Source organism: Anaerovirgula multivorans (genome assembly GCF_900188145.1).
Taxonomy (GTDB): domain Bacteria; phylum Bacillota; class Clostridia; order Peptostreptococcales; family Natronincolaceae; genus Anaerovirgula; species Anaerovirgula multivorans.
Genome location: NZ_FZOJ01000005.1, coordinates 139,593 through 161,094 on the forward strand (window position 1 = coordinate 139,593; position 21,502 = coordinate 161,094).

Annotated in this window: 12 protein-coding genes; 9 read left to right on the forward strand and 3 right to left on the reverse strand. The window is 35.7% G+C overall.

All coding sequences use genetic code 11. The features are described from left to right. Nucleotides 1-261: 261 nt before the first annotated feature. On the reverse strand, nt 262-756 hold the full coding sequence (locus CHB72_RS06945) for a YajQ family cyclic di-GMP-binding protein (RefSeq protein ID WP_089282154.1): 495 nt from the start codon (nt 754-756) through the stop codon (nt 262-264). Between the two features lie 321 nt (nt 757-1,077). Here CHB72_RS06945 and CHB72_RS06950 point away from each other — a divergent pair, with 321 nt between their 5' ends. Then, the gene (locus CHB72_RS06950) at nt 1,078-3,555 is read left to right on the forward strand and encodes a sugar phosphate nucleotidyltransferase (protein WP_089282155.1); all 2,478 of its coding nucleotides are present in this window, start codon (nt 1,078-1,080) and stop codon (nt 3,553-3,555) included. Nucleotides 3,556-3,676: 121 nt separating this feature from the next. Beyond that, nucleotides 3,677-12,190 (forward strand): GH36-type glycosyl hydrolase domain-containing protein, encoded by an 8,514-nt coding sequence (locus CHB72_RS06955; protein ID WP_089282156.1) that lies wholly within the window; start codon nt 3,677-3,679, stop codon nt 12,188-12,190. A 121-nt stretch (nt 12,191-12,311) separates the two neighbouring features. On the opposite strand, the gene CHB72_RS06960 is transcribed toward CHB72_RS06955, so the two are convergent. Together CHB72_RS06960 and CHB72_RS06965 are read right to left on the reverse strand one after the other, a co-directional pair. After that, a complete protein-coding gene (locus CHB72_RS06960) occupies nt 12,312-13,073 on the reverse strand; it encodes an SDR family oxidoreductase (protein ID WP_089282157.1) in 762 nt (253 codons plus the stop codon). Between the two features lie 45 nt (nt 13,074-13,118). Beyond that, nucleotides 13,119-13,811, reverse strand: a complete 693-nt coding sequence (locus CHB72_RS06965; RefSeq protein WP_089282158.1) for a GntR family transcriptional regulator — start codon at nt 13,809-13,811, stop codon at nt 13,119-13,121. A gap of 414 nt (nt 13,812-14,225) precedes the next feature. On the opposite strand from CHB72_RS06965, the gene CHB72_RS06970 reads away from it, so the two are divergent. The 7 genes from CHB72_RS06970 to CHB72_RS07005 all read left to right on the forward strand — a co-directional run bounded on the left by CHB72_RS06970 (nt 14,226) and on the right by CHB72_RS07005 (nt 21,450). Beyond that, complete coding sequence (locus CHB72_RS06970) at nt 14,226-15,242, forward strand: zinc-dependent alcohol dehydrogenase (protein WP_089282159.1); 1,017 nt, start codon at nt 14,226-14,228, stop codon at nt 15,240-15,242. Nucleotides 15,243-15,490: 248 nt separating this feature from the next. Further along, a complete protein-coding gene (locus tag CHB72_RS06980) occupies nt 15,491-16,906 on the forward strand; it encodes a gluconokinase (RefSeq protein ID WP_089282161.1) in 1,416 nt (471 codons plus the stop codon). Between the two features lie 81 nt (nt 16,907-16,987). Next, nucleotides 16,988-18,022, forward strand: coding sequence for a DctP family TRAP transporter solute-binding subunit (locus CHB72_RS06985; protein WP_242975062.1), 1,035 nt, complete (start codon nt 16,988-16,990; stop codon nt 18,020-18,022). Between the two features lie 157 nt (nt 18,023-18,179). Beyond that, nucleotides 18,180-18,674: a TRAP transporter small permease gene (locus CHB72_RS06990; protein WP_242975063.1), complete on the forward strand. Its 495-nt coding sequence runs from the start codon at nt 18,180-18,182 to the stop codon at nt 18,672-18,674. Continuing rightward, nucleotides 18,667-19,950, forward strand: coding sequence for a TRAP transporter large permease (locus tag CHB72_RS06995; protein ID WP_089282162.1), 1,284 nt, complete (start codon nt 18,667-18,669; stop codon nt 19,948-19,950). The genes CHB72_RS06990 and CHB72_RS06995 overlap by 8 nt, the downstream gene beginning before the upstream one ends. Nucleotides 19,951-19,984: 34 nt before the next feature. Continuing rightward, entirely contained in the window at nt 19,985-20,908 is a 924-nt protein-coding gene (locus tag CHB72_RS07000) for a 2-dehydro-3-deoxygalactonokinase (protein WP_089282163.1), read from the forward strand. Further along, nucleotides 20,878-21,450, forward strand: coding sequence for an NAD(P)-dependent oxidoreductase (locus CHB72_RS07005; RefSeq protein WP_176431243.1), 573 nt, complete (start codon nt 20,878-20,880; stop codon nt 21,448-21,450). Before CHB72_RS07000 ends, CHB72_RS07005 begins: the two co-directional genes overlap by 31 nt. The last annotated feature ends 52 nt before the right edge of the window (nt 21,451-21,502 follow it).

A 21,502-nucleotide genomic window follows, 5' to 3' on the forward strand; every position in this document is an offset into this window, starting at 1 on the left:
AATAGATTGGATCATGAAAAGATTGCTCAGTATGATGAAGCAGGGGCAACTTTAACAAGAAAGGTAAACATTGAAAAAATAAGTGTTGAGTTTGCTGATATATATTCTATTAATTAGTATATAAAGATAAGACACAATAATTTCAAGCGGGAGATCAAGTACTACGTCCTCGAAATAAATTCGGCTACAGTTCAGTGGGAGTTTTTACTCCCACTGAATTGTAGCCGAATTTTATAGTGATGAGGATAAAGAGATAAAACTTTATCTATAATTCACAAACTGTAGATTCATAGGCAAATCAGCAGCCTTGAGGGCTTGAATTACTTCTTGAAGATCATCTCTGTTTTTACCGGTTACTCGAATTGTATCTCCTTGAACAGAAGCCTGTACCTTTATTTTTAAACCCTTGATTAAAGTTGTAACCTTTTTGGCCTCATCTTGACTAATCCCCTGCTTAACTTTAATTATCTGCTTTACTCTTCCACCCAGAGAAGTCTCAACTTTTTGATAATCTAAACCCTTCAAAGGAACATTTCTTTTTGTGAGCTTTGTTTGTAATATATCTATTACATTTTTAAGCTTAAAATCATCAGAGGTAACGATTGTTATTTCCTCCTCTTTTTTTTCTATAGTAGTATTACTACCTTTAAAGTCAAATCTTTGGGCTATTTCTTTTTCGGTTTGATTGATAGCATTCGTCACTTCCTGCATTTCCACCTGTGAAACAATATCAAAAGAGCTTTCCTTTGCAGCCATTTTATCACTCCATTCCAACAATTTTTTCCAATGTTTTACACTTTTATATTATAGCCATTTTGGCAAAAAAAAACAATAGTAATTGGCTAAAAGACATAACCAACGATTGAAAATGTAACCCTTGATGTATTGGAATTTATAATCCTATATTTATAATTAATTTTCAAAAAAAGATATGCTATATAACTGAAATCTTATTTCATGCATAGAAATACAGGATTCTCACAAAATAAAAGTAGTGTTTGACTTGTGCTTGATAAAGCAGAAGTCTCAGCAATATGTTGAAGGAGAAACTATAATGCAAAAAAAAGACAGAATGGAGTGATCGGCATAAAAGCAATTATTATGGCAGGAGGGAAAGGTACGAGGTTAAAGCCTCTTACCTGTAGTATTCCAAAACCAATGGTGCCTATTTTAAATAAGCCTACAATGGAATATACAGTAGAGCTACTAAAAAAGCATAGAATTACAGATATAGCAGTTACTATTGCCCATCTTCCCACCGTTATCACCGACTATTTTGCCACAGGTGAAAAATGGAATGTTAACTTAAAGTACTACGAAGAGGAAGTTCCTCTAGGGACCGGAGGCAGTGTCAAAAATGCTGAAGATTTCATTAAGGATACCTTTATTGTACTAAGTGGAGATTCCTTAACCGATATAAATATTCAAAAAGCAGTAGCATTCCATAAAAATAAAGGATCTAAGGCAACGCTAATTTTGAAAAAAGAAGCTGTACCTATAGAGTATGGCGTTGTTATTACGGATGGGGATGGAAAAATAACAAGATTTTTAGAAAAACCCAGTTGGGGTGAAGTCTTTAGCAATACCATTAATACAGGGATGTATATATTGGAGCCAGAAGTTCTGGATTACTTTAAAAAAGGAGAGAACTTTGATTTTAGTAAAGATCTTTTTCCGAAGCTATTGGCTGACAAGGAGCCAATGTACGGTTATGTTACCGAGAACTATTGGTGTGATGTAGGAGCTCTCAACTCCTATACCCAAACCCATTTTGATATATTGGAGGATAAGGTAAATATTGAGATGGATGGGTATCAGATAGAAAAGGGAATATGGATTGGAGAGGGAACTCAGATTAGCAGTAATGTAGAATTAGTTTCTCCAGTATACATAGGAAAAAATTGTAACATAAGAGAGGGAAGTAAATTAGATGCTTATACAGTAATAGGTGACAATTGTAGTATTGAGAAGGAAGTTTCCCTAAAGAGAAGTATTATTTGGAACAATACATTGATTGGGCAAAAGACCCATTGTAGTGGGGCTTTAATATGTAACAATGTGGAAATAAAGAGAGAAGTTGAAATTTACGAAAATGCTGTTGTTGGGGAAGCAAGCAGATTAGAGGAAAGAGTGATCATTAAACCTGATATTAAGCTGTGGCCCAATAAGAAAATTGAAGAGAATACAGTGATCAATCAAAACCTTGTGTGGGGTACAAAGGCTTCCAAGACTATTTTTGGATTTAAAGATGTTTCAGGCCAGATCAATATTGATATTAGTCCGGAGTTTGCCTCTAGATTAGGCACTGCCTTTGCCTCCACCTTAAAAGAAGATGGGGTTATCATTGTAAGTAGTGATTCTTTAAATGCCAGTAAGCTCATTAAAAATGCTTTAACAGCAGGGATAGAATCTACAGGAACTGGCGTTATTGATATAGACAAGGCGGTGATGCCAGTAAACCGTTTTGCAATAACCCATTTCAAAGGAAATGGTGGTATACACGTAAGACTGGATGATACAGATCATAACCAAGTACATATTGAATTTGCAGATAAAAATGGTGTCAATATCCAAAGATCTTCAGAAAGGGAAATAGAAAACTTATTCAATAGAGAAGATTTTAAACGATGTAATGCAGATCAAATTCCATCTTCTATAAATGTAGAAAACTTTCAGGAATTCTATATAAATAACGGCATGGGTTTACTGAAGGATATATCAAGCATTAAGAGAAAAAGTCCTAATATTTTAGTGAGTTCCAAATCTCAGCCGATGCAAAAACTAACCGTACAGTTTCTAGAAAGAATTGGATGCGAGGTACAGCAGGACTATCGAATAAAGGAATATAGGCAAATAAAAGATTATTTACCTGTGATGGTACAACAAGTAATCATAGGAACAGCAGATTTAGGGGTAGTTATTAGTGAAGATGGAGAAAAAATGATTTTGATAGATAAAAAAGGGAACACCATCCAGCAGGAAAAATACGATATGTTGGTTATGATGATGCTATTGAAGGAAGGGAATAAAGAAAAGCTGATATTGCCATATACAGCACCCTATGGCATTGAAAAGCTGATTAATGCACAGAATATTGAAATCATACGGGTAAAATCGAATCCAGCTAGTATTATGTATGCAATGCATAGCCTTGATGGAGAGGGAAAAGATGGATTATCTCAATACATCTTAAGCTATCATGCTATTTGGGGAATGGGAGTTATTGTGGATTTTTTAATTAGAAATCATTTGAGACTAGAGGACTTAGTAGAAGAAATGCCAGATATATACTTCATAAAGGAAAAGATACCTTGTGATTGGCAGGATAAAGGACGAATCATCCGACAGTTGGTGGAGGAGCATCAGGATCATAATATAGAATTGTTTGAAGGAGTAAAAATAAATGACGAAAGAGGTTGGGCATTAATATTGCCTGATAGTGAAAAACCCTTATTTAATCTATATACTGAAGGGTTTTCTGAGGAATATGCTCAGGAGCTTTCTCTATTCTATCGTGAAAAGGTGAAGCAACTACTGCAAAATCAAGGGCAATAATGCCTTTGATTGCACTCTGTGAAAGTGACTGACACAAAATCAAAGATTTTGGTCATCTACTTATGGTTATCTACTTTTGTGTCATCTACTTTTGTTGAAAAAAAAAGGAGAGGGAATACATATGCTTCTTAATACCAATAAGGGAAGGAAACAAGACAATAGAATTATAGAGCTAAAGGATGTATTATTAACTCCTGAAGAATTGAACCAGCATGCAAAAGAAATTGCCAAAAACCATACTGTATATCATGATCCTGGATCTCTACAACATCTAATAAAAAGATTAGATAATAACTTTGAAACAATAGCGTCTGTCTATAAAAGTCTTAATGAAGCTATTAAACATAGACAAGACTTGTCACCGGCATCTGAATGGCTTCTTGATAACTTTTATAAGGTAGAAGAACAGCTGAAGGAAGCAAGACAAAATCTATCAAAGGAGAAGTTTTTAAGGTTAGATACACTAAATCATGGTTTCCTAAAGGGACACCCTAGGGCCTATGGAATTGCTCTAGAGTTTATTGCCCATACTGATGGAAAATTAGAAGAAGCACAACTGATCAACTTCATTCAATCCTATCAGTCCCAGAGGGTATTAACCATTGCAGAAATTTGGTCTCTTTCCTTAATGATCCGATGTGCTCTAATTGAAAATATTAAAACAATCTGCCAAAGAATTCATAATAATCATAAACAATGGCAAAAAGCTGAAAAAGCAGCAGCATTACCAGAGGAAGAAATCCTTCGTGTTGTTAAGAAGAACATTGAACTAGATGGCAGAGCAAACTTCTCCTATGCTGAACATCTGTTGAGGGTATTGAGAAGAGAGGGAACAGAAACTGGAGAAATTATCACGTACTTAGAAAAAAAGCTAAAAGACTATAACACTTCAATAAAGGATTTAGTAGACGAAGAACACAAGGAACAGGCGGAGGCAAAAATATCTATAGGCAATTCTATTACCAGCTTGAACATTGTGGCAACGATTGATTGGAACAATATTTTTGAAAGCTTAAGTATTGTTGAGGAGGTTTTGAAAAAGGATCCTAGTGGTATATATTCTCAATTAGATTTTGATTCTCGTGACTATTATCGAAATCACATTGAAAAAATAGCAAAGAAATTAAAGGAACCTGAAACTAGGATAGCCAGAAAGGCAATTGAGTGTGCTAAAAGAGCTGAAGGAAATCATGAAGAGGATAGAAAAAAACATGTAGGTTATTATTTAATAGATGAGGGAAGAAAGTGTTTGTTTGAAGCCTTAGATCATTTAGAGATAAAGGATTCCTTTAACAACAAGCCTTTTTCTACTTATCTAGCACCTGTTTTTATTATCACAGTCTGCATTATATTAGCCGCTATTACCTATGGTTTGAGGTTTATAGATAGAGGGACAGAAGGATTCTTAATTTTAATAGGGTTGGCTGTCCTCATACCTGCTAGTGATATCGCTGTTAGTTTAGTAAACTGGTTATTAACAAACCTGTTTCCTCCAACCTTTTTACCGCGAATTGAATATAGGGATGGAATACCAAAAGAAGCCGCCACTTTGGTGGTGGTGCCTACTCTACTCCCAAATAAAAATAGGGCAAAAGAAATCATTAGACAAATGGAGATATTCTATCTTGCTAATAAAGAAGAAAATTTGTTTTTTGCTTTAGCTGGAGATTACAGGGATGCAGACCAGAGGGAACAGCCGGAAGATAAAGTTATTATTGAGGCTGGTATAGCAGAAACAAAAAGACTAAATGAAAAATACGGGAAAGATATTTTTTATTTTTTCCACAGAGAAAGAAGGTTTTGTCAAAAACAAAAAAAATGGATGGGATGGGAGAGAAAAAGAGGAGCACTTGTGGAATTGAATGAACTGCTCTTAGGAGGAAAGGGGACATCTTACTCCACTGTTACGGGAAATATTTCAAATTTAAAGGATGCGAAGTATGTTATTACGATTGATGCTGATACGCAGTTGCCCATAGACACAGCAAAAAAATTGATAGGCATTGCTTCTCATCCATTAAATAAACCTATTATTGATGAAAAATCAGGTGTAGTTGTAGAAGGATATGGATTGATTCAGCCTAGAATAGGAGTCAATATAGAAAGCACAAATAAATCTGTTTTTACAAAGGTATTTGCCGGGCAAGGAGGAATTGATTCCTATACCACTGCTAACTCAGATGCATATCAAGATTTGTTTGGCACAGGGATCTTCACTGGAAAGGGCATCTATGACATCGAGGTCTTCAACAAAGTTTTGAAGGATGCTATACCAGAGCATACTATATTAAGTCATGATTTGCTTGAGGGAAGTTACATTAGAACTGGATTAGCCACTGATTTTGAACTGATTGATAGCTATCCATCGAAATACAGCGCCCATATGATGAGACTTCATCGATGGGTACGGGGTGACTGGCAGTTAATAAGATGGTTATCTTCAATAGTGGTAAATAGGAGGGGAGAAAAGGTAAAAAATCCTCTTTCGGCTTTAGCAAAATGGCAAATTTTTGATAACATGAGGCGAAGCTTAGTACCTATAAGTGTACTGTTATTATTAATACTAGGCTTCACTATACTTCCTGGTTCTTCAATTTTTTGGATAGGCTTGGGAATATTCACCATTATCTTCCCATTAATCATTAGTACTATTGAATACATAAAGCAAAGATACTATAAAGCGATCAATGAAAGATTAAATGCTGATTTAATTGTTGGTGTAAAAGCTACCTTCTATCAGGTATTGTTAAATTTTATATTTTTACCTTATCATGCCTATATGATGGGAGATGCCATTGCTCGTACCTTGTACCGTGTGTATATTTCCAAGGAAAATCTATTGGAATGGGTTACTGCTGCAGATGTAGAAAAAAATCTTGAGAATGATCGAAAAAGCTCTGTAAATAGAATGAAAAGTGGTATAGGAATCGCAATAGCAGTTTTTATTTTAACATTATTAATTAATCCTTATAGCCTACTTTATGCTGTGCCTATGGTGGTAATTTGGGGTGCAAGTCCCTTTATCGCCTTTAATGTCAGCAAAGAGATAGAAAAAAAGGAGGAATGTTTAGAGGAAGAAGAAGTACGACAGCTACGACGAATTGCAAGAAAAACATGGGCATATTATGAGGACTTTGCAGATGAGGAAAACAATTATCTACCTCCTGATAATTATCAGGTTTTTCCACCTAATGAGATCGCCTATAGAACTTCGCCAACAAACATTGGGTTTCTTTTGATGTCTATTCTTTCAGCACGAGATTTTGGTTATTTACCTACTGGTGAAATGATCGATAGGCTTGAAAAAACGATTTCAACGATAGAAAGAATGGATATGTGGAAGGGACATCTTTACAATTGGTATGATACTAGGACACTGGAGGTTTTGAGACCCTATTATGTATCTACTGTAGATAGCGGCAATTTTATTAGTTATTTAATCACAGTAAAAGAAGGATTAAAAGATTATTTAGAAAAACCACTGATGAACATGGAATTGGTGGTGGGGCTGAAGGATACTCTAATGCTGGTAGAAAAGGTGAATGAGACAGACATAAATTATCTAGAGGATATTATAAAAAGTGAGAACATTACTTTAGACACATTTGTAGATTTAATACAGCACTTTCAGCGAAAAGAAGAAACCGTTGAAGCTCATTGTGGCTGGAACCGGAGATTTTATGACATGATGAATATCTTCAATAGAGAAATAGAAAGGTTTTTTCCTTCTCATAAGACAATGATCATTCCACACAAATTTAACTTAAATGATAAATCTCTTTTAGAATTAAAAGAAATCTATAGAAAAAAACTACTTAAAAGAAGGGATAAGGAAAATAACGAACTAAGAAAGGATTTACTTGAAAAAATTAATTATATCAATGAAATCATCAGTAAAATCAATTCTTTAATAGAAAGAATCAATAAAATTGTGGAAGCAGCTGAATTTGTTCATCTTTATGATTTTAAAAGGCATTTGTTTTCCATTGGTTATAACGTAGATGAAGAGCGACTTACTAATTCCTATTATGATTTATTGGCCTCTGAGGTAAGAACTACCAGCTATATAGCTATAGCTAGAAGAGAAGTTCCTAAAAAGCACTGGTTTAAGCTAGGAAGAGCTATGGCAATCATCAAAGAATATAGAGGTTTAGTCTCCTGGACTGGCACGATGTTTGAATACTTCATGCCCTATTTGGTCATGAAAAACTACGATAATACCCTGATGGATGAAAGCTATAGTACTGTGATTAAGACGCAAAAGCTTTACTGTGAAAAAAGAGGTGTTCCTTGGGGAATTTCAGAGTCAGGTTATTATACCTTTGATATGGCATTAAACTATCAATATAAGGCCTTCGGCATATCTGATTTAGGATTAAAGAGAGGTCTATCAAAGGATATCGTAGTATCACCCTATTCCTCCTTTTTAGCATTACCTTTTCGACCAAAGGAAGCAATGAAGAACATTCAAGAATTAATGAAGGAGGACTTAGAGGGAGAATACGGCTTTTATGAAGCGATTGATTATACTCCTAGAACCGTATCCAGTGGAACGGGATCTGAAATAGTAAAGAGCTTTATGGCCCATCATCAAGGAATGATTTTTGTTTCCTTAGATAATCTGTTAAATAAAAACATCATGCAAAAAAGATTTCACCAGGATCCAGTTATGCAGGCAGGAGAAATTTTGTTACAGGAACGAATTCCTTTAAGATTAATCATCACAAAACAGTACAAAGAAGAAGTAGAGCCGCTATGGAAGGCAGAGGGAAAAACTCAGAAGGTAGTAAGAATTTATGGTATACCGGAGGATGCACTACCACAATGTCATCTTCTATCCAATGGTAGATATTCTGTTATGGTTACCAACACTGGAGCTGGCTACAGCAAAATGGAAAAGATCCAAATAAGTAGATGGCGGGAGGATGCAATTAGCGGGAAGGATGGCACCCATATTTTTATTCATCACCTCAACGAAAATAAAATGTGGACAACTGCGCTAGAGCCCTTTTCTCAAGAACCAGATGGATATAAAGTTAAATTTTCACAAGATAAGGCGGAATTTCTTAGAACCGATGAAAACATCGATACCCATACAGAAATTGTAGTATCCACAGAGGATGATGTAGAAATTAGAAAGGTTACTTTAACGAATCATGGCAGTCAAACAGCCAATATGGAAATAACCAGCTATTTTGAAGCGGTGCTTACTTACCAAGCGGCAGATGTTGCCCACCCTGCCTTTAGCAACCTATTTGTTCGAACTGAGGTGCTTCCTGAAGAAGATAGTCTTATTGCCTCTAGAAGACCTAGGGAACACGGTCAAGAGACAAAATGGATTTTTCATAGGGTTACCGTTGAGGGAGAATCTATAGGTGGATTACAGTATGAAACCAATAGAGGAGCTTTTATCGGCAGAGGAAGAGACCTTAGCAATGCTATTGCCCTAGGACAGCCTTTAAATGGAACTGAAGGAATTGTGCTGGACCCTATTATGAGCTTAAGAAAAACAGTGAAAGTGGCAGCAGGAAGATCAATAACTATTACCTTTATAACTGGCATTGATCATACTAGGGAAAAAGTAATCATTTTAGCTAAAAAATATGGAGATATAGCTGCTATTCATCGTTCCTTCCAATTAGCCATTACCAGAAGTCAGGTGGAGACCAGCTATTTGGATATAAAAGCAGAGGAGTTAAGACTCTACCAAGAGATGATTCCACAAATCATCTATTTAAGTCCTATAAGGAGAAGGTATCAAGCGTTGTTAAAGGAAAATAGAAAAGCCCAATCTGGACTCTGGGCTTATGGTATATCAGGAGATTTACCTATTGTAATGGTCAGTATAAGAAGCATGGAGGATATCGATGTGGTTAGTCAATTGCTAAAGGCCCATGAATATTGGAGAGTTAAAGGGCTGACTGTTGATCTCGTAATTTTCAATGAGGATGAAAGCAGTTATTTACAACCATTACAACAGTTAATTAATGATATAGTGTTTTCTAGTCAAGGTAGATATATGGTAGACCAACCAGGAGGTATCTTCATACGAAATGCTAGTGTGATGCCTCCAGAGGATAGAATTCTTCTCTATACGGTGGCAAGAATGGCAATTAAGGCAGAGAATCGACCCTTAAGTAAGCAGATGGAAGTTGGAGAAGAAAAGGTGGTAGCAGAAGAAGCAACTTTTGATAAAAATAAAATAAGATACAATAGTAGAGATGATGCGTTAGATTTAGACTATTTTAATGGATACGGAGGATTTAGCAAGGATGGCAGGAAATATATCATCCGGCTGAAGGAAAATAACCATACCCCAGCACCATGGATTAATGTTGTGGCAAATAAAAATTTTGGGTTTATTGTTTCAGAAAGGGGATCAAGCTTTACTTGGGCAGAGAACAGCAGGGAAAACAAATTAACTCCATGGTCAAATGATCCCGTTACAGATCCTTCAGGTGAAGCAATTTATATAAGGGATGAGGAAACAGGAGCATTATGGTCAACAACCGCCTTTCCTATCAGAGAAAAGGAAAGCTATACTATTACCCACGGACTAGGCTACTCCACCTTTTATCATAATAGTCAAGGAATACAGCAGGAGCTTACAATGTTTGTACCTAAGGATGATACGCTTAAGATAAATCTGGTTAAGATGAAAAATAACAGCAGCAAAGATAGAAGACTTACCTTAACCTATTACATTAGACCAGTAATGGGGGTTAGTGATCAAGTTACCCAACAATACATCATAACAGAAAGAGATGAGGAACGGGAAGGAATCCTCATAAAAAATCCTTATAATTCTGACTTTGAAGGAAGAATAGCTTTTGTTGCTACCTCAGAGGCTATAACATCCTACACCTGTGATAGACAGGAATTTATAGGTCAGCGAGGAAGCTTGATCAAGCCGGATGCCCTTAAAAACAAGCAGCTTTCCAATCGAGCTGGGGCAGGCTATGACCCCTGTGTAGTGCTTCAAGTTACCGTTGAACTTAAGAACAATGAAGAAAAAGAACTAGCATTTCTATTTGGACAAACCCAAAGCCTTGAAGAAATCAATAGATTGATTCATACCTATAGGGTGACAGACAATAGCAAAAAGGCTTTAAAGGAGGTACAGGATTATTGGCTTCATTTGGTTGACACAATTCAGGTAAAGACTCCAGACTTATCCATGGATTTAATGCTAAATCAATGGCTGCTTTATCAAACAATAGCTTGTAGGATATGGGCAAGATCTGCATTTTATCAATCAGGAGGTGCCTATGGTTACAGAGATCAGCTACAGGATGCAATGAATATGGTATATCCTCTAGCTGAAGCAACTCGACAGCAAATCTTATTGCATTGCGCCCACCAATTTGTTGAGGGTGATGTGCAGCACTGGTGGCATCCAGGAGCAGGAGACAAAGGGATACGAACCCGATTCTCTGATGATTTACTATGGTTACCCTTCGCTGTAGTGGAGTATACCCACAACACTGGTGATTACAGTATCCTAGAGGAAGAGGTGAAATTTTTAGAGGAAGAACCATTGAAAGAGAATGAAGATGAAAGATATGGTATTCCAAAGATATCACAAGAAAAGGCTTCTGTATATGAGCATTGTATTCGTGCGATTGAAAGAGGTTTGAAGTTTGGTGAAAATGGCATACCACTTATGGGATCTGGCGATTGGAATGACGGTATGAATACCGTTGGTAATAAAGGGAAGGGTGAAAGTGTATGGTTAGGTTGGTTTTTACATTCCATATTAAATAGATTTGCAGTACTATGTGATAGGATGCAGGAGGAGGATAGAGGGAAACGATATGTTGATTATGCTAAACAGATTGCAGAAGTGATTGAGAGAAATGCCTGGGATGGAGGATGGTATATTCGAGCTTTTTATGACGATGGTTCACCTTTAGGCTCTTCGCAAAATACCGAGTGCAAAATCGACTCTTTAGCTCAATCTTGGTCTATTATCTCTAAAGGTGGGAGAGAGGATAGGCGAAAGAAAGGGATGGAAGCAGTTGAGCAATATCTGGTGAAAAGAGATGAGGGAATGATCCTATTATTTACACCTCCCTTTGATAAAAGTGACCAGAACCCAGGCTATATTAAAGGCTATGTTCCTGGGGTTAGAGAGAATGGCGGTCAGTATACCCATGCGGCAACTTGGGTCATCAAAGCCTTTGCTATGGCGGGAGATGGAGATAAAGCATGGGAGCTCTTTAACATGATTAATCCTATTAATCATACGAGAACACCGCTTGAATGTGCCACCTATAAATTAGAGCCCTACGTTATGGCGGCAGATGTTTACGCAGTTAGCCCCCATACAGGCAGAGGCGGCTGGAGCTGGTATACTGGTGTATCAGGATGGATGTACAAGGTTGGTGTAGAGGATATATTAGGGCTAAAGAAAAATGGGGATAAGCTAGTGATTGATCCCTGTATACCGAAGGATTGGAAGGAATATACCATGAAGTACCGTTATATGGATACCTATTATTATATTAGGGTAAAAAACCCTAATGGGGTGAATACTCAGGTGAAAGAGTTGCGATTAGATGGAAAACCAATGCTGGGAGAATATATTCCCTTGATAGATGATAAGAAAGATCATAAGGTAGAGGTAATCATGTAGGATGAATCATAAATAAAGCAGACTTTTCTTGCACAGAAAGGTCTGCTTTTATTGATTTACTCTAATAAAATAAATTAGTTGATTAAGTAAGTGATAATAGCAAAATCTATTATATTAAAAATTATTTTGATAAGTATCCACCATCAACAGGGATAATTGCACCGTTTAAATAATCTGAAGCTTCAGCTGATAAGAAAATAGTTATACCCTTCATGTCATCTGGTGTTCCCCATCTCTTGGCTGGGATACGGTTAAGAATTTCTGTATTTCTTGTTTCATCAGCAATTAAAGCTACGTTCATTTCTGTATCCATGTAACCTGGAGCAAGGGCGTTTATGTTGATTCCTTTTGAAGCCCATTCGTTTGAAAGTGCTTTTGTAAGCTGAGCTACACCGCCTTTACTTGCTGCATAAGCAGGTACTGTATATCCACCGAAGAAACTCAGCATAGAAGCAATGTTAATGATTTTACCTTTACTGCCTTGTTTGATGTATTGTTGTCCTGCAAGCTGACAAAGTGAGAATACAGCGCTAAGGTTAATGTTGATAACTGCATCCCAATCCTCAATAGGAAATTCTTCACAGAAATGTCTTTTCTGGATTCCAGCAGCATTGACGATAATATCAAGATGACCACCTAAAACTTCAACTGCTTTATTGAAAGCGTTTACAAGATCAGTTCTATCACCAAGGTTAGCATTTACTGCATGACATTTATAACCTTTCTCACAGAAAGCTGCCGCTACATCAGCTGTTTTCTCTGAAATATCAATAATACAAACCTCTACTCCTGCTTCCATTAAACCTTCTGCCATTCCATTTGCAAGACCTTGTGCTGCACCAGTAACAATAGCTTTTTTGCTCTTCACATTAAATAAATCCATGATAAAAACTCCTCCCATATTTTAATATATATTGCAGATAAAATTTTAAAGTATTTTATATACTTTCAATATAAGTGCAATTGCTGTCTTAGCATTATAAATGTGTACTCTAATGGCTTCTTTCAACGCATCTTCATCTTGAGAAAGTATTGCATCTAAAATCACCTGATGTTCTTTAACCCCTGAAATATCTCTTTCTTTGGATTGTTTGCCAAAAGTGTAGTTGGAATATAAGAAAGGATTAATGTAGTGGAACATATCCACCACTTTTCTATTTCCTGAACATTTCAAAAAAAGCTCGTGAAATTTATAATCATAACTGTAATTTTGAATGTAGGCATCAACAGGGGAGTCTGGAGTTAAATCGCTAACAATTTTTAAATGTTCCTCAACATTCTTTCTAAATTCTTCCCTTAATGATTCATTGTAGTTAACGGTGGTGATTATTTCTTTTGTATAATACAAATCCAACATCAATCGCATATCAAATATTTCGTCTATTTCATCAGCCTGTACAGATTTTACTTTCATACCTTGACGAGGAAAGTTCTCAATGATTTTATCGGAAACAAGTCTGTTTAAAGCTAATTTAATAGGAGTTAAGCTGGCTCCATATCTTTCGGAGAGTTCTTTAGTATTGATTTTTTGACCAGGAAGCAGTATACCTTGCGTTATGTCCTTGCGGATATTAGCGTAAATAATATCAACTAGTGTTGTTTTACATGAGTTTTCAGACATAGTAAATACTCCATTTCTCTTAATATATTTTCAAATTGAACATTTAGACATGTAGTAAGTAAATGCTCATATGTAAATATTTCATTTTATTATACTATAAAATTAATAGAATAGGAAATAAAAAATTTTTTATTTGATAAATAAAATTTATATTTTTTCATATATTGACAATTAAAACCTATGATCATATAATAAAATCAATAAAAAAATTCTATTACATAAATAAAAAATTTTTTTTGGTATATATAAAATATTATATTAACAATAGAAAAATAATTTAATATGTAGGGAATGCAAAAAAAACATGCGTTTTCAATGTTTAGAGGAGCTGTTTAGATAGAACTAATCCAAAAAGAAAACGTTATCTGGTAATTAGAAGATTGACTAAAAAAATAAAGAGGGAGTGTTGTTATTATGAAAGCATTGGTTTATACAGGTCCTAAAGAGGTGGAAGTAAGAGATATACCAGAGCAAACACCAAAAGATGGAAGTATTAAGTTGAAGATGAAGTACTGTGGTGTATGTGGATCTGATATAGCTATTTCTCTTGGAAAACACCCACGAGCCAAGGCTCCTTTAGTGTTAGGGCATGAATTTCTAGGAGAAGTAGTTGAGGATGGAAAAAAGTTCAAAAAAGGTGACAGGGTGGTTGCTTATCCTCTTCTTTCATGTGGTCATTGCCTTCCATGTCGCACAGGTAATCCTCATGTTTGTAATACTTTGAGGTTGATAGGTATTGACGTTGACGGTGGTATTTGCCAATACGGATATATTGACGAGGATGTACTGTTTAAGGTACCAGACGATGTATCTGACAAAGCAGCAGCTGTTATTGAGCCTCTTGCGGTTATAGTAAGGGCAATTCATCAAAGTAACTTTAAATCCCTTGATGTTGCAGCAGTGATTGGGGCTGGTCCAATCGGCATGATTGCAGGTATGATGTTGAAGCATATGGGAGCCTCTAAGGTCTTTATTTCTGATATTGATGAAAAACGTCTTGAAAAGGCAATGGAATTTGGAATGATTCCTGTTAATGCTAAAACAGAAAGTATGGAAAAAGTAGCGAAGACAGCTACAGATGGTGAAGGTGTTGACGTATTATTTGAGTGTAGTGGAGCTGAAATCGCCGCAATGGAAATGACAAGTATCACAAGAGTAGGCGGCACCATTTGTATGGTATCAGTACCTAAGACACCACTTAATGTTAACTTAAGAGATATCAACTTCAAGGAACAACATATAGTTGGTACAAGGGTATATACAAAGGAAGAGTTCAGACAGGCTGTTGAATATTCTGCTCAGATTAAAGAAGATCTGGAAAAGATAGTTTCTCATATTTTGCCTTTAAAGGATAGTGCAAAGGTATTTGACATGATTGCAGATCTTAATTATGGCACTGTTAAGGTTTTAATTGACTGTACAGATATTTAATAAACTTTGTTATTAAAATATTTTATAGGAGAGTGTGGTGTTGGCAAGGCAGCATTAATCCAGAAAGAACTTGGTTTTAAAGCGATTAAGATGAACACAACGGAAGAGTTACATTACTTGGTATTGATATTAACGAAGAATAATGTAATAGAACAAGCAAAAATCGGTCACAATTGGAAAAATCCTGTTTGGAGAAATTCAGATGGAACAATTGCCGAATGGTAAAAAACAGAAAAGGTGGCATAGCAATGTACATATTAGTTTTAGAATCTAGTACCACGTCTGCCAAGGCTATGTTATATGACACTGAAAAAGGTACTTACGAAGTAAGAACGAAAGCCTATACACTATGCTATGATGACATTACCCTTCATGATGCAGAAAACGTTTTTAAAGAGACCGTGGATCTAGGAAAAGAACTTTGCATAGGGAAAAAAATAGATATTATTTCATTAGGTGGTACATGGCATAGCTTAGTACTTTGTAATACAGATATGGAACCGCAAACGCCGGTATATCTATGGTCTTATACAGGAGCAGCAGATTTATGTAAAGAACTTAGAAAAGATAAGCGCTACATGAAAGAATTTTATCAGAAAACAGGTTGTATGGTAAATGGAATTTACCCAGCTTTCAAATTAAAACTTTTGAAAGAAAAGGGATATTGTTTAGACAATTATTTAATTGCAGGTCAAGGAACATATAATATGTTCCGTTTGACAGGAGAACGAGTAATTATGGACAGTATGGCCTCTGGTACAGGATTATTGAATATACACACAAAGCAGTTTGATGCAGATATTCTTGCGGATTTAGGAATTAAGGAATCGCAGATTAGTCGCTTAGTAACCTATAAGGATACTTTTCCGCTGTCTAAAGAAGGAGCACAGATGTTAGGAATAGAAGAAGGTATTCCAGTAATTCCAACTGGTCCTGATGGTGGATTGAACCAAGTGGGTGCAGGGGCATTAGGTGATGATGTTATGACATTTTCTGTTGGAACCAGTGGTGCCATTCGTTTGACGACACAAAAACCTATTATTCCAGAGGAGCCAAGCACTTGGTGTTACTTGTCTCCTAAAGCATGGCTTAGTGGTGCGGCCACATCTGGTTGCTGCAACTGTATAGATTGGTTTAAGAATAAAATGTTTAGTCCAAATACAACCTATGATGATATCGAAAAAGGATTTGGTAACATTGAAAACACACCAGTATTTTTACCTTTTTTGTTTGGAGAGAGATGTCCAGGTTGGCAAGATGATAGAAATGCAGCTTTTTTTGATATAAAGCCTTTCCATACAGCGAATGACTTATACCATGCAGTGATGGAAGGTGTTCTGTTTAATTTGTATCAGTGCTATGAAGTTTTGAGTAACATAAACGGAATTCCAAAGAAAATTAAACTTTCTGGAGGTATTCTACATTCTTCATATTGGACGCAGATGTGTGCAGATATCTTTGGTACAGATATGGAAGTTGATAATGTGGAGCATAGTTCATTATTAGGAGGGGTTGCTTTGGGGATGGAATTGCTTGGCGAAATTCAGGATGTAAAAGACTTTATAACTGAAAGCACTAAAGTAATTCATTCTAATCTAGAGATGGCTGATATTTATGCTAAAAAATATGTACGCTACAAATATTGGTATGATAAAACAATCTAGATATATGAAATATTGAAGTCAAAAGCGGTATCAATATTTTTATATATAAATAATTATGTAGAAATGAGGGGGAAAAAAATTATGTCAAAGGTAAAGAGAATTTTAGCAATATTGATGGTAGGGTTGATGCTAGTTATAATAGCTACAGGATGCAGTAAGCCAAGTACTACATCTGGCGAACCAGCCAGCGGTGATAGTGAAGAAAAAGTGGTAACTCTTAAATTCGCAAATGTCACTTCTAATTCTGCTAAAGATGCAGGAGTAAAGTTTAAAGAAGTAGTAGAGGCTGAATCAAACGGTTCAATCAAAGTTAATTTATTCCAGGATAACCAGCTGGGTGATGACCGTGTTGCCATCGAAACAACACAGTTTGGTGACATTGATATCGCAGCTAGTTCAACTAGCCCATTAGCTACAATGTATGCTGATTTTTATCTTTTCGATGCTCCATACTTGTTCTTAAGTAATGAGGAGGCCTATGCAGCTCTTGATGGTGAAGTTGGTCAGGGCATTTTAAATGGATTAGAGAGCATGGGATTAAAAGGTCTTACTTTCTGGGAAAACGGATTCCGTAACTTTACCAACAACACTATTGCTGTTAGTAAACCAGAAGATGTTAGAGGCTTAAAGATTCGTACAATGGAAAACCGAGTTCACCTTGCAGCATGGTCAGCTCTAGGTGCGAATCCTACACCTATGGCATTTACAGAATTATTTACAGCTTTACAGCAGGGTACTGTAGATGGACAAGAGAATCCATTAGGTATTATCGATGCTAATAAATTTGAAGAAGTTCAGAAATATATTTCTTTAACACAGCATGTTTATACACCTTATGTAGTCACTATGAACTTAGACAAGTACAACTCATTATCAGATAACCAGAAGGCAGCAATTCAAAAAGCTGTTGAAGCATCAACAAAGTTCCAGAGAGAGGCATCACAGAACTATGAAAAAGAAATTTTGGAAAATTTTGAAGCAAAGGGTGTTAATATTATCAAGTTAACAAATGATGAAAAGGCAGAATTCCAGAATATTATCAATGATGCTGAGATTTTTGATTTAGTAAAAGAAGTAATGGATAATCCAAAATATGTTGACGAAATTTTAAAATAATCGATTTGGTAATTTAGTGACATGATCCGTTATGGATAATCATAACCAAAATATTTAAATATTGGATTTCGGTATTATGATATCAGATATAGTTATGACATCAGGCATAGTATCGAAATCCATATTTGTATTAGAAACTCAGGAAAGGGTGAAATCATTGAAGATATTGAAAGTACTTGACGAGAAGTTAGAGCTTTCTTTATGTATAGTTCTCATGTCATTAATGACAATTACTATTTTTATCCAAGTAATCATGAGATATGTTATGCATAATTCTTTGGTATGGTCAGAAGAACTTGCTAGATATTTATTCATTTGGTTGATCTATTTAGGTATAAGCTATGGTGCTAAGATCATGAAACATATTAAAATTGAAGCAGCCTTAGGTCTTTTTCCAAGCAAAGCTCGACCAATGATTATACTACTTGGTGATGTTATATTTTTAGGATTCTCAATGTTTATAGCCTATACATCCTTTACAGTTGTACAGAGACAGATCGTCTTAGGACAAGCCTCACCAGCAATGCATATGCCAATGTGGATCATCTATGCTGCACCTATGGTGGGATTTACATTAACATCTATTAGACAGACACAAACAATTCTATACAGAATAAATAAATTTAGAGAGGGAGGAGAAATCGATGGTTAGCTTGGCTTTGTTTCTTAGTCTTTGTATTTTTCTTATATTAAACTTACCTGTAGGGATCGCCATTGGACTTGCCTCTTTAGTAGCAATCCTTACAGGTGGAACATTATCTCTAGGCTACATAGCACAAACATTGGTTACAAGTACGGACTCCTTCCCGATTATGGCAATCCCACTGTTTATTCTCGCAGGTGAATTGATGAGTTCTGGCGGTGTTTCTAAACGTCTTTTAAATGTTGCTAACGTTTTTTTTGGAAGAATCACAGGTGGTATTGCCATCGTTACTGTTGTAGTATGTATGTTTTTTGCTGCTGTTTCCGGTTCCGGCCCTGCAACAGTTGCAGCCGTAGGCTCCATGGTTGTTCCTACGATGCTGGAAAAAGGATACAGCAAGAAATTTATATTAGCCCTAATTGCTTGTGCCGGTAGTATTGGTGTAATCATTCCCCCAAGTATTCCAATGGTTATCTATGGTGTTTCTACAGGTACTTCTATCACTGCTTTGTTCATGGGAGGCTTCTTACCAGGAATCTTAATAGGTCTTGTATTAATCTTCTGGTGTTACTACTATTGCAAGAAGCAAGGATGGAGGGGAGACACAGAAAAAATTTCAGTTAAAAGAGCCGTTGATGCAGTTTGGGATGCAAAATGGGCTTTGATTAATCCCTTTATTATCTTAGGAGGCATTTATGGAGGTATATTTACTCCTACTGAAGCAGCATCTGTAGCAGCTGTATACGCTCTTATTTGTGGTGTATTCATTCATAAAGAATTAAAGTTTAATAATTTAATCAGTACAATCGGAAATGCATGTTCAACAACAGGAACAACAATGATTATTATTGGATTTGCATCTGCCTTTACAAAAATTTTGACAATTGAGCAAATACCTGCAATGATTACAAATGCAATTATCAATTTCACAGATAATTCGATTTTCATCCTATTATTAATCAATGTTTTATTATTGATTGTTGGTTGCTTTATGGATACAACCCCAGCGATTATGGTATTGTCACCAATTCTGCTACCTGTTGCAACATCAATAGGATTAAGTCCAGTTCACTTTGGTATTATCATGGTTGTTAACCTAGCAATAGGTTTCATCACACCTCCTTTAGGCATCAATTTGTTTGTTGCTGCAAGGGTTGGTTCTGAGCCATTAGAAACGGTAACTAAAGGGATCATTCCTTTTATCACTGTAATGATTATATGCTTGCTGTTAATTACATTTATAGAGCCGATTTCTATGCTCTTGCCAAGGTTAATAATGAAATAGAAATTCTGTCAAGAGAAGTGAGAGGAATATAAAGATGTACAATATATATATGGATTCTGGAACATCGAATACAAGAGCATATTTGATCAAGGAGTTCCAGCTGATAGATATAGCTACAGTAAATGTTGGAACAAAAGATTCTGCTATCTCGGGGAGCAATGATGTATTGTTATCTGCTATGAAAGGGTGTTATGATAAGCTTTTAGATGATAATGGGTTGCAGGATTATGACATTAAAGGTCTTTGGTCTTCTGGAATGGTAACAAATGCATTTGGTATTATTGAAGTAGAACATATTAGTGTGCCAATAGATGGACATAAGCTATTGGATAGAATATACATTCATCATGAAGAAAAATTTTTCAACCGGAAAATGAAACTTATTTGTGGTGCAAAAACAGCACAGTCAGGTCAACTTGTTACCGTTGATAATATCGATCAGATGAATAATGTTCGTGGTGAAGAAATTGAAGTGGTAGGAATGGTAGCGACTGGTATACTGCCAAAGGATAAAGATTCTGTTATGATTTCTCCAGGATCTCATACTCATTTCTGTTATGTAGCAAATGGAGCTATTGTTGATATTGTCTCTAACTTTACAGGTGAACTGAATCATGCTATTAAGGAAGCTACCATTCTAGGTGGAGAATTAAGTACAAAAGAAATTGACATGGATCCAGAAAATGTGAGCAAGGGATACCAATACCTCAAACAATATGGGGTTTGTAGAGCTTTATATATTATTCATGCAACACGAGTATTTGATGTTTGCTCTGATGAGGTTCGCAGTCAAATGATGGCAGGTATCATATCTGGCAGTGTTATTGATTTATTGGCTATGAAAATTACTGAGACTTGGAGAAATATAGAAAATATTATCATTATTGGTGGCAAGTCATATGTGGAATCTCTATTTCAGATACAAGAGTGCACAATGGTGAATGGAAACCTTACATAGGTAAAGATGTATATAAAAAAGTACTGGGTTTAGTAGGATTTGGTGCTATTGCAAAAAATGTTGCACGTCGGGCAAATGGTTTCAGTATGCAGGTATTGGTATATGATCCATTTGTAACAGAAGTACCAGATGTGTTCAAAAATTATGTTCAGTTGGTGGATTTTGACACATTAGTAAAAGAAAGTGATATTATTTCTATTCATGTTCCATTAACAGATGAAACAAAGGATTTATTTGATAAACAGACAATCTATAGTATGAAGAAAGAAGCATTTTTAATAAATACAGGACGTGGCGGTATCATTAATGAGGTAGATTTATATGAATGCATGAAATCTGGTCATCTGGGTGGAGTGGCATTAGATGTTGTAGAAGTTGAACCTATGACAAAGGACAATCCATTGTTAACTTTGGAAAATCTCATAGTTACGCCACATATTGGCATGTATTCTTTGGAAGCAATTAGTGCCGTAAGTATAGTATGTGCACAAAATATTGTGAAAAAGCTGAAAGGTGAGGCGCCAGATTATTTAATTGTCTAATACATAAATAAAAAATACAGAAAGGAGAGCATAATCTTTAGAAGATTATGTA

Bases quoted from the DNA above. Each gene is read 5' to 3' on its own strand.
- CHB72_RS06945 (WP_089282154.1), bottom strand. From the start codon at position 756: ATGGCTGCAAAGGAAAGCTCTTTTGATATTGTTTCACAGGTGGAAATG.
- CHB72_RS06955 (WP_089282156.1), top strand. From the start codon at position 3,677: ATGCTTCTTAATACCAATAAGGGAAGGAAACAAGACAATAGAATTATA.
- CHB72_RS06960 (WP_089282157.1), bottom strand. From the start codon at position 13,073: ATGGATTTATTTAATGTGAAGAGCAAAAAAGCTATTGTTACTGGTGCA.
- CHB72_RS06965 (WP_089282158.1), bottom strand. From the start codon at position 13,811: ATGTCTGAAAACTCATGTAAAACAACACTAGTTGATATTATTTACGCT.
- CHB72_RS06970 (WP_089282159.1), top strand. From the start codon at position 14,226: ATGAAAGCATTGGTTTATACAGGTCCTAAAGAGGTGGAAGTAAGAGAT.
- CHB72_RS06980 (WP_089282161.1), top strand. From the start codon at position 15,491: ATGTACATATTAGTTTTAGAATCTAGTACCACGTCTGCCAAGGCTATG.
- CHB72_RS06985 (WP_242975062.1), top strand. From the start codon at position 16,988: ATGTCAAAGGTAAAGAGAATTTTAGCAATATTGATGGTAGGGTTGATG.
- CHB72_RS06995 (WP_089282162.1), top strand. From the start codon at position 18,667: ATGGTTAGCTTGGCTTTGTTTCTTAGTCTTTGTATTTTTCTTATATTA.
- CHB72_RS07000 (WP_089282163.1), top strand. From the start codon at position 19,985: ATGTACAATATATATATGGATTCTGGAACATCGAATACAAGAGCATAT.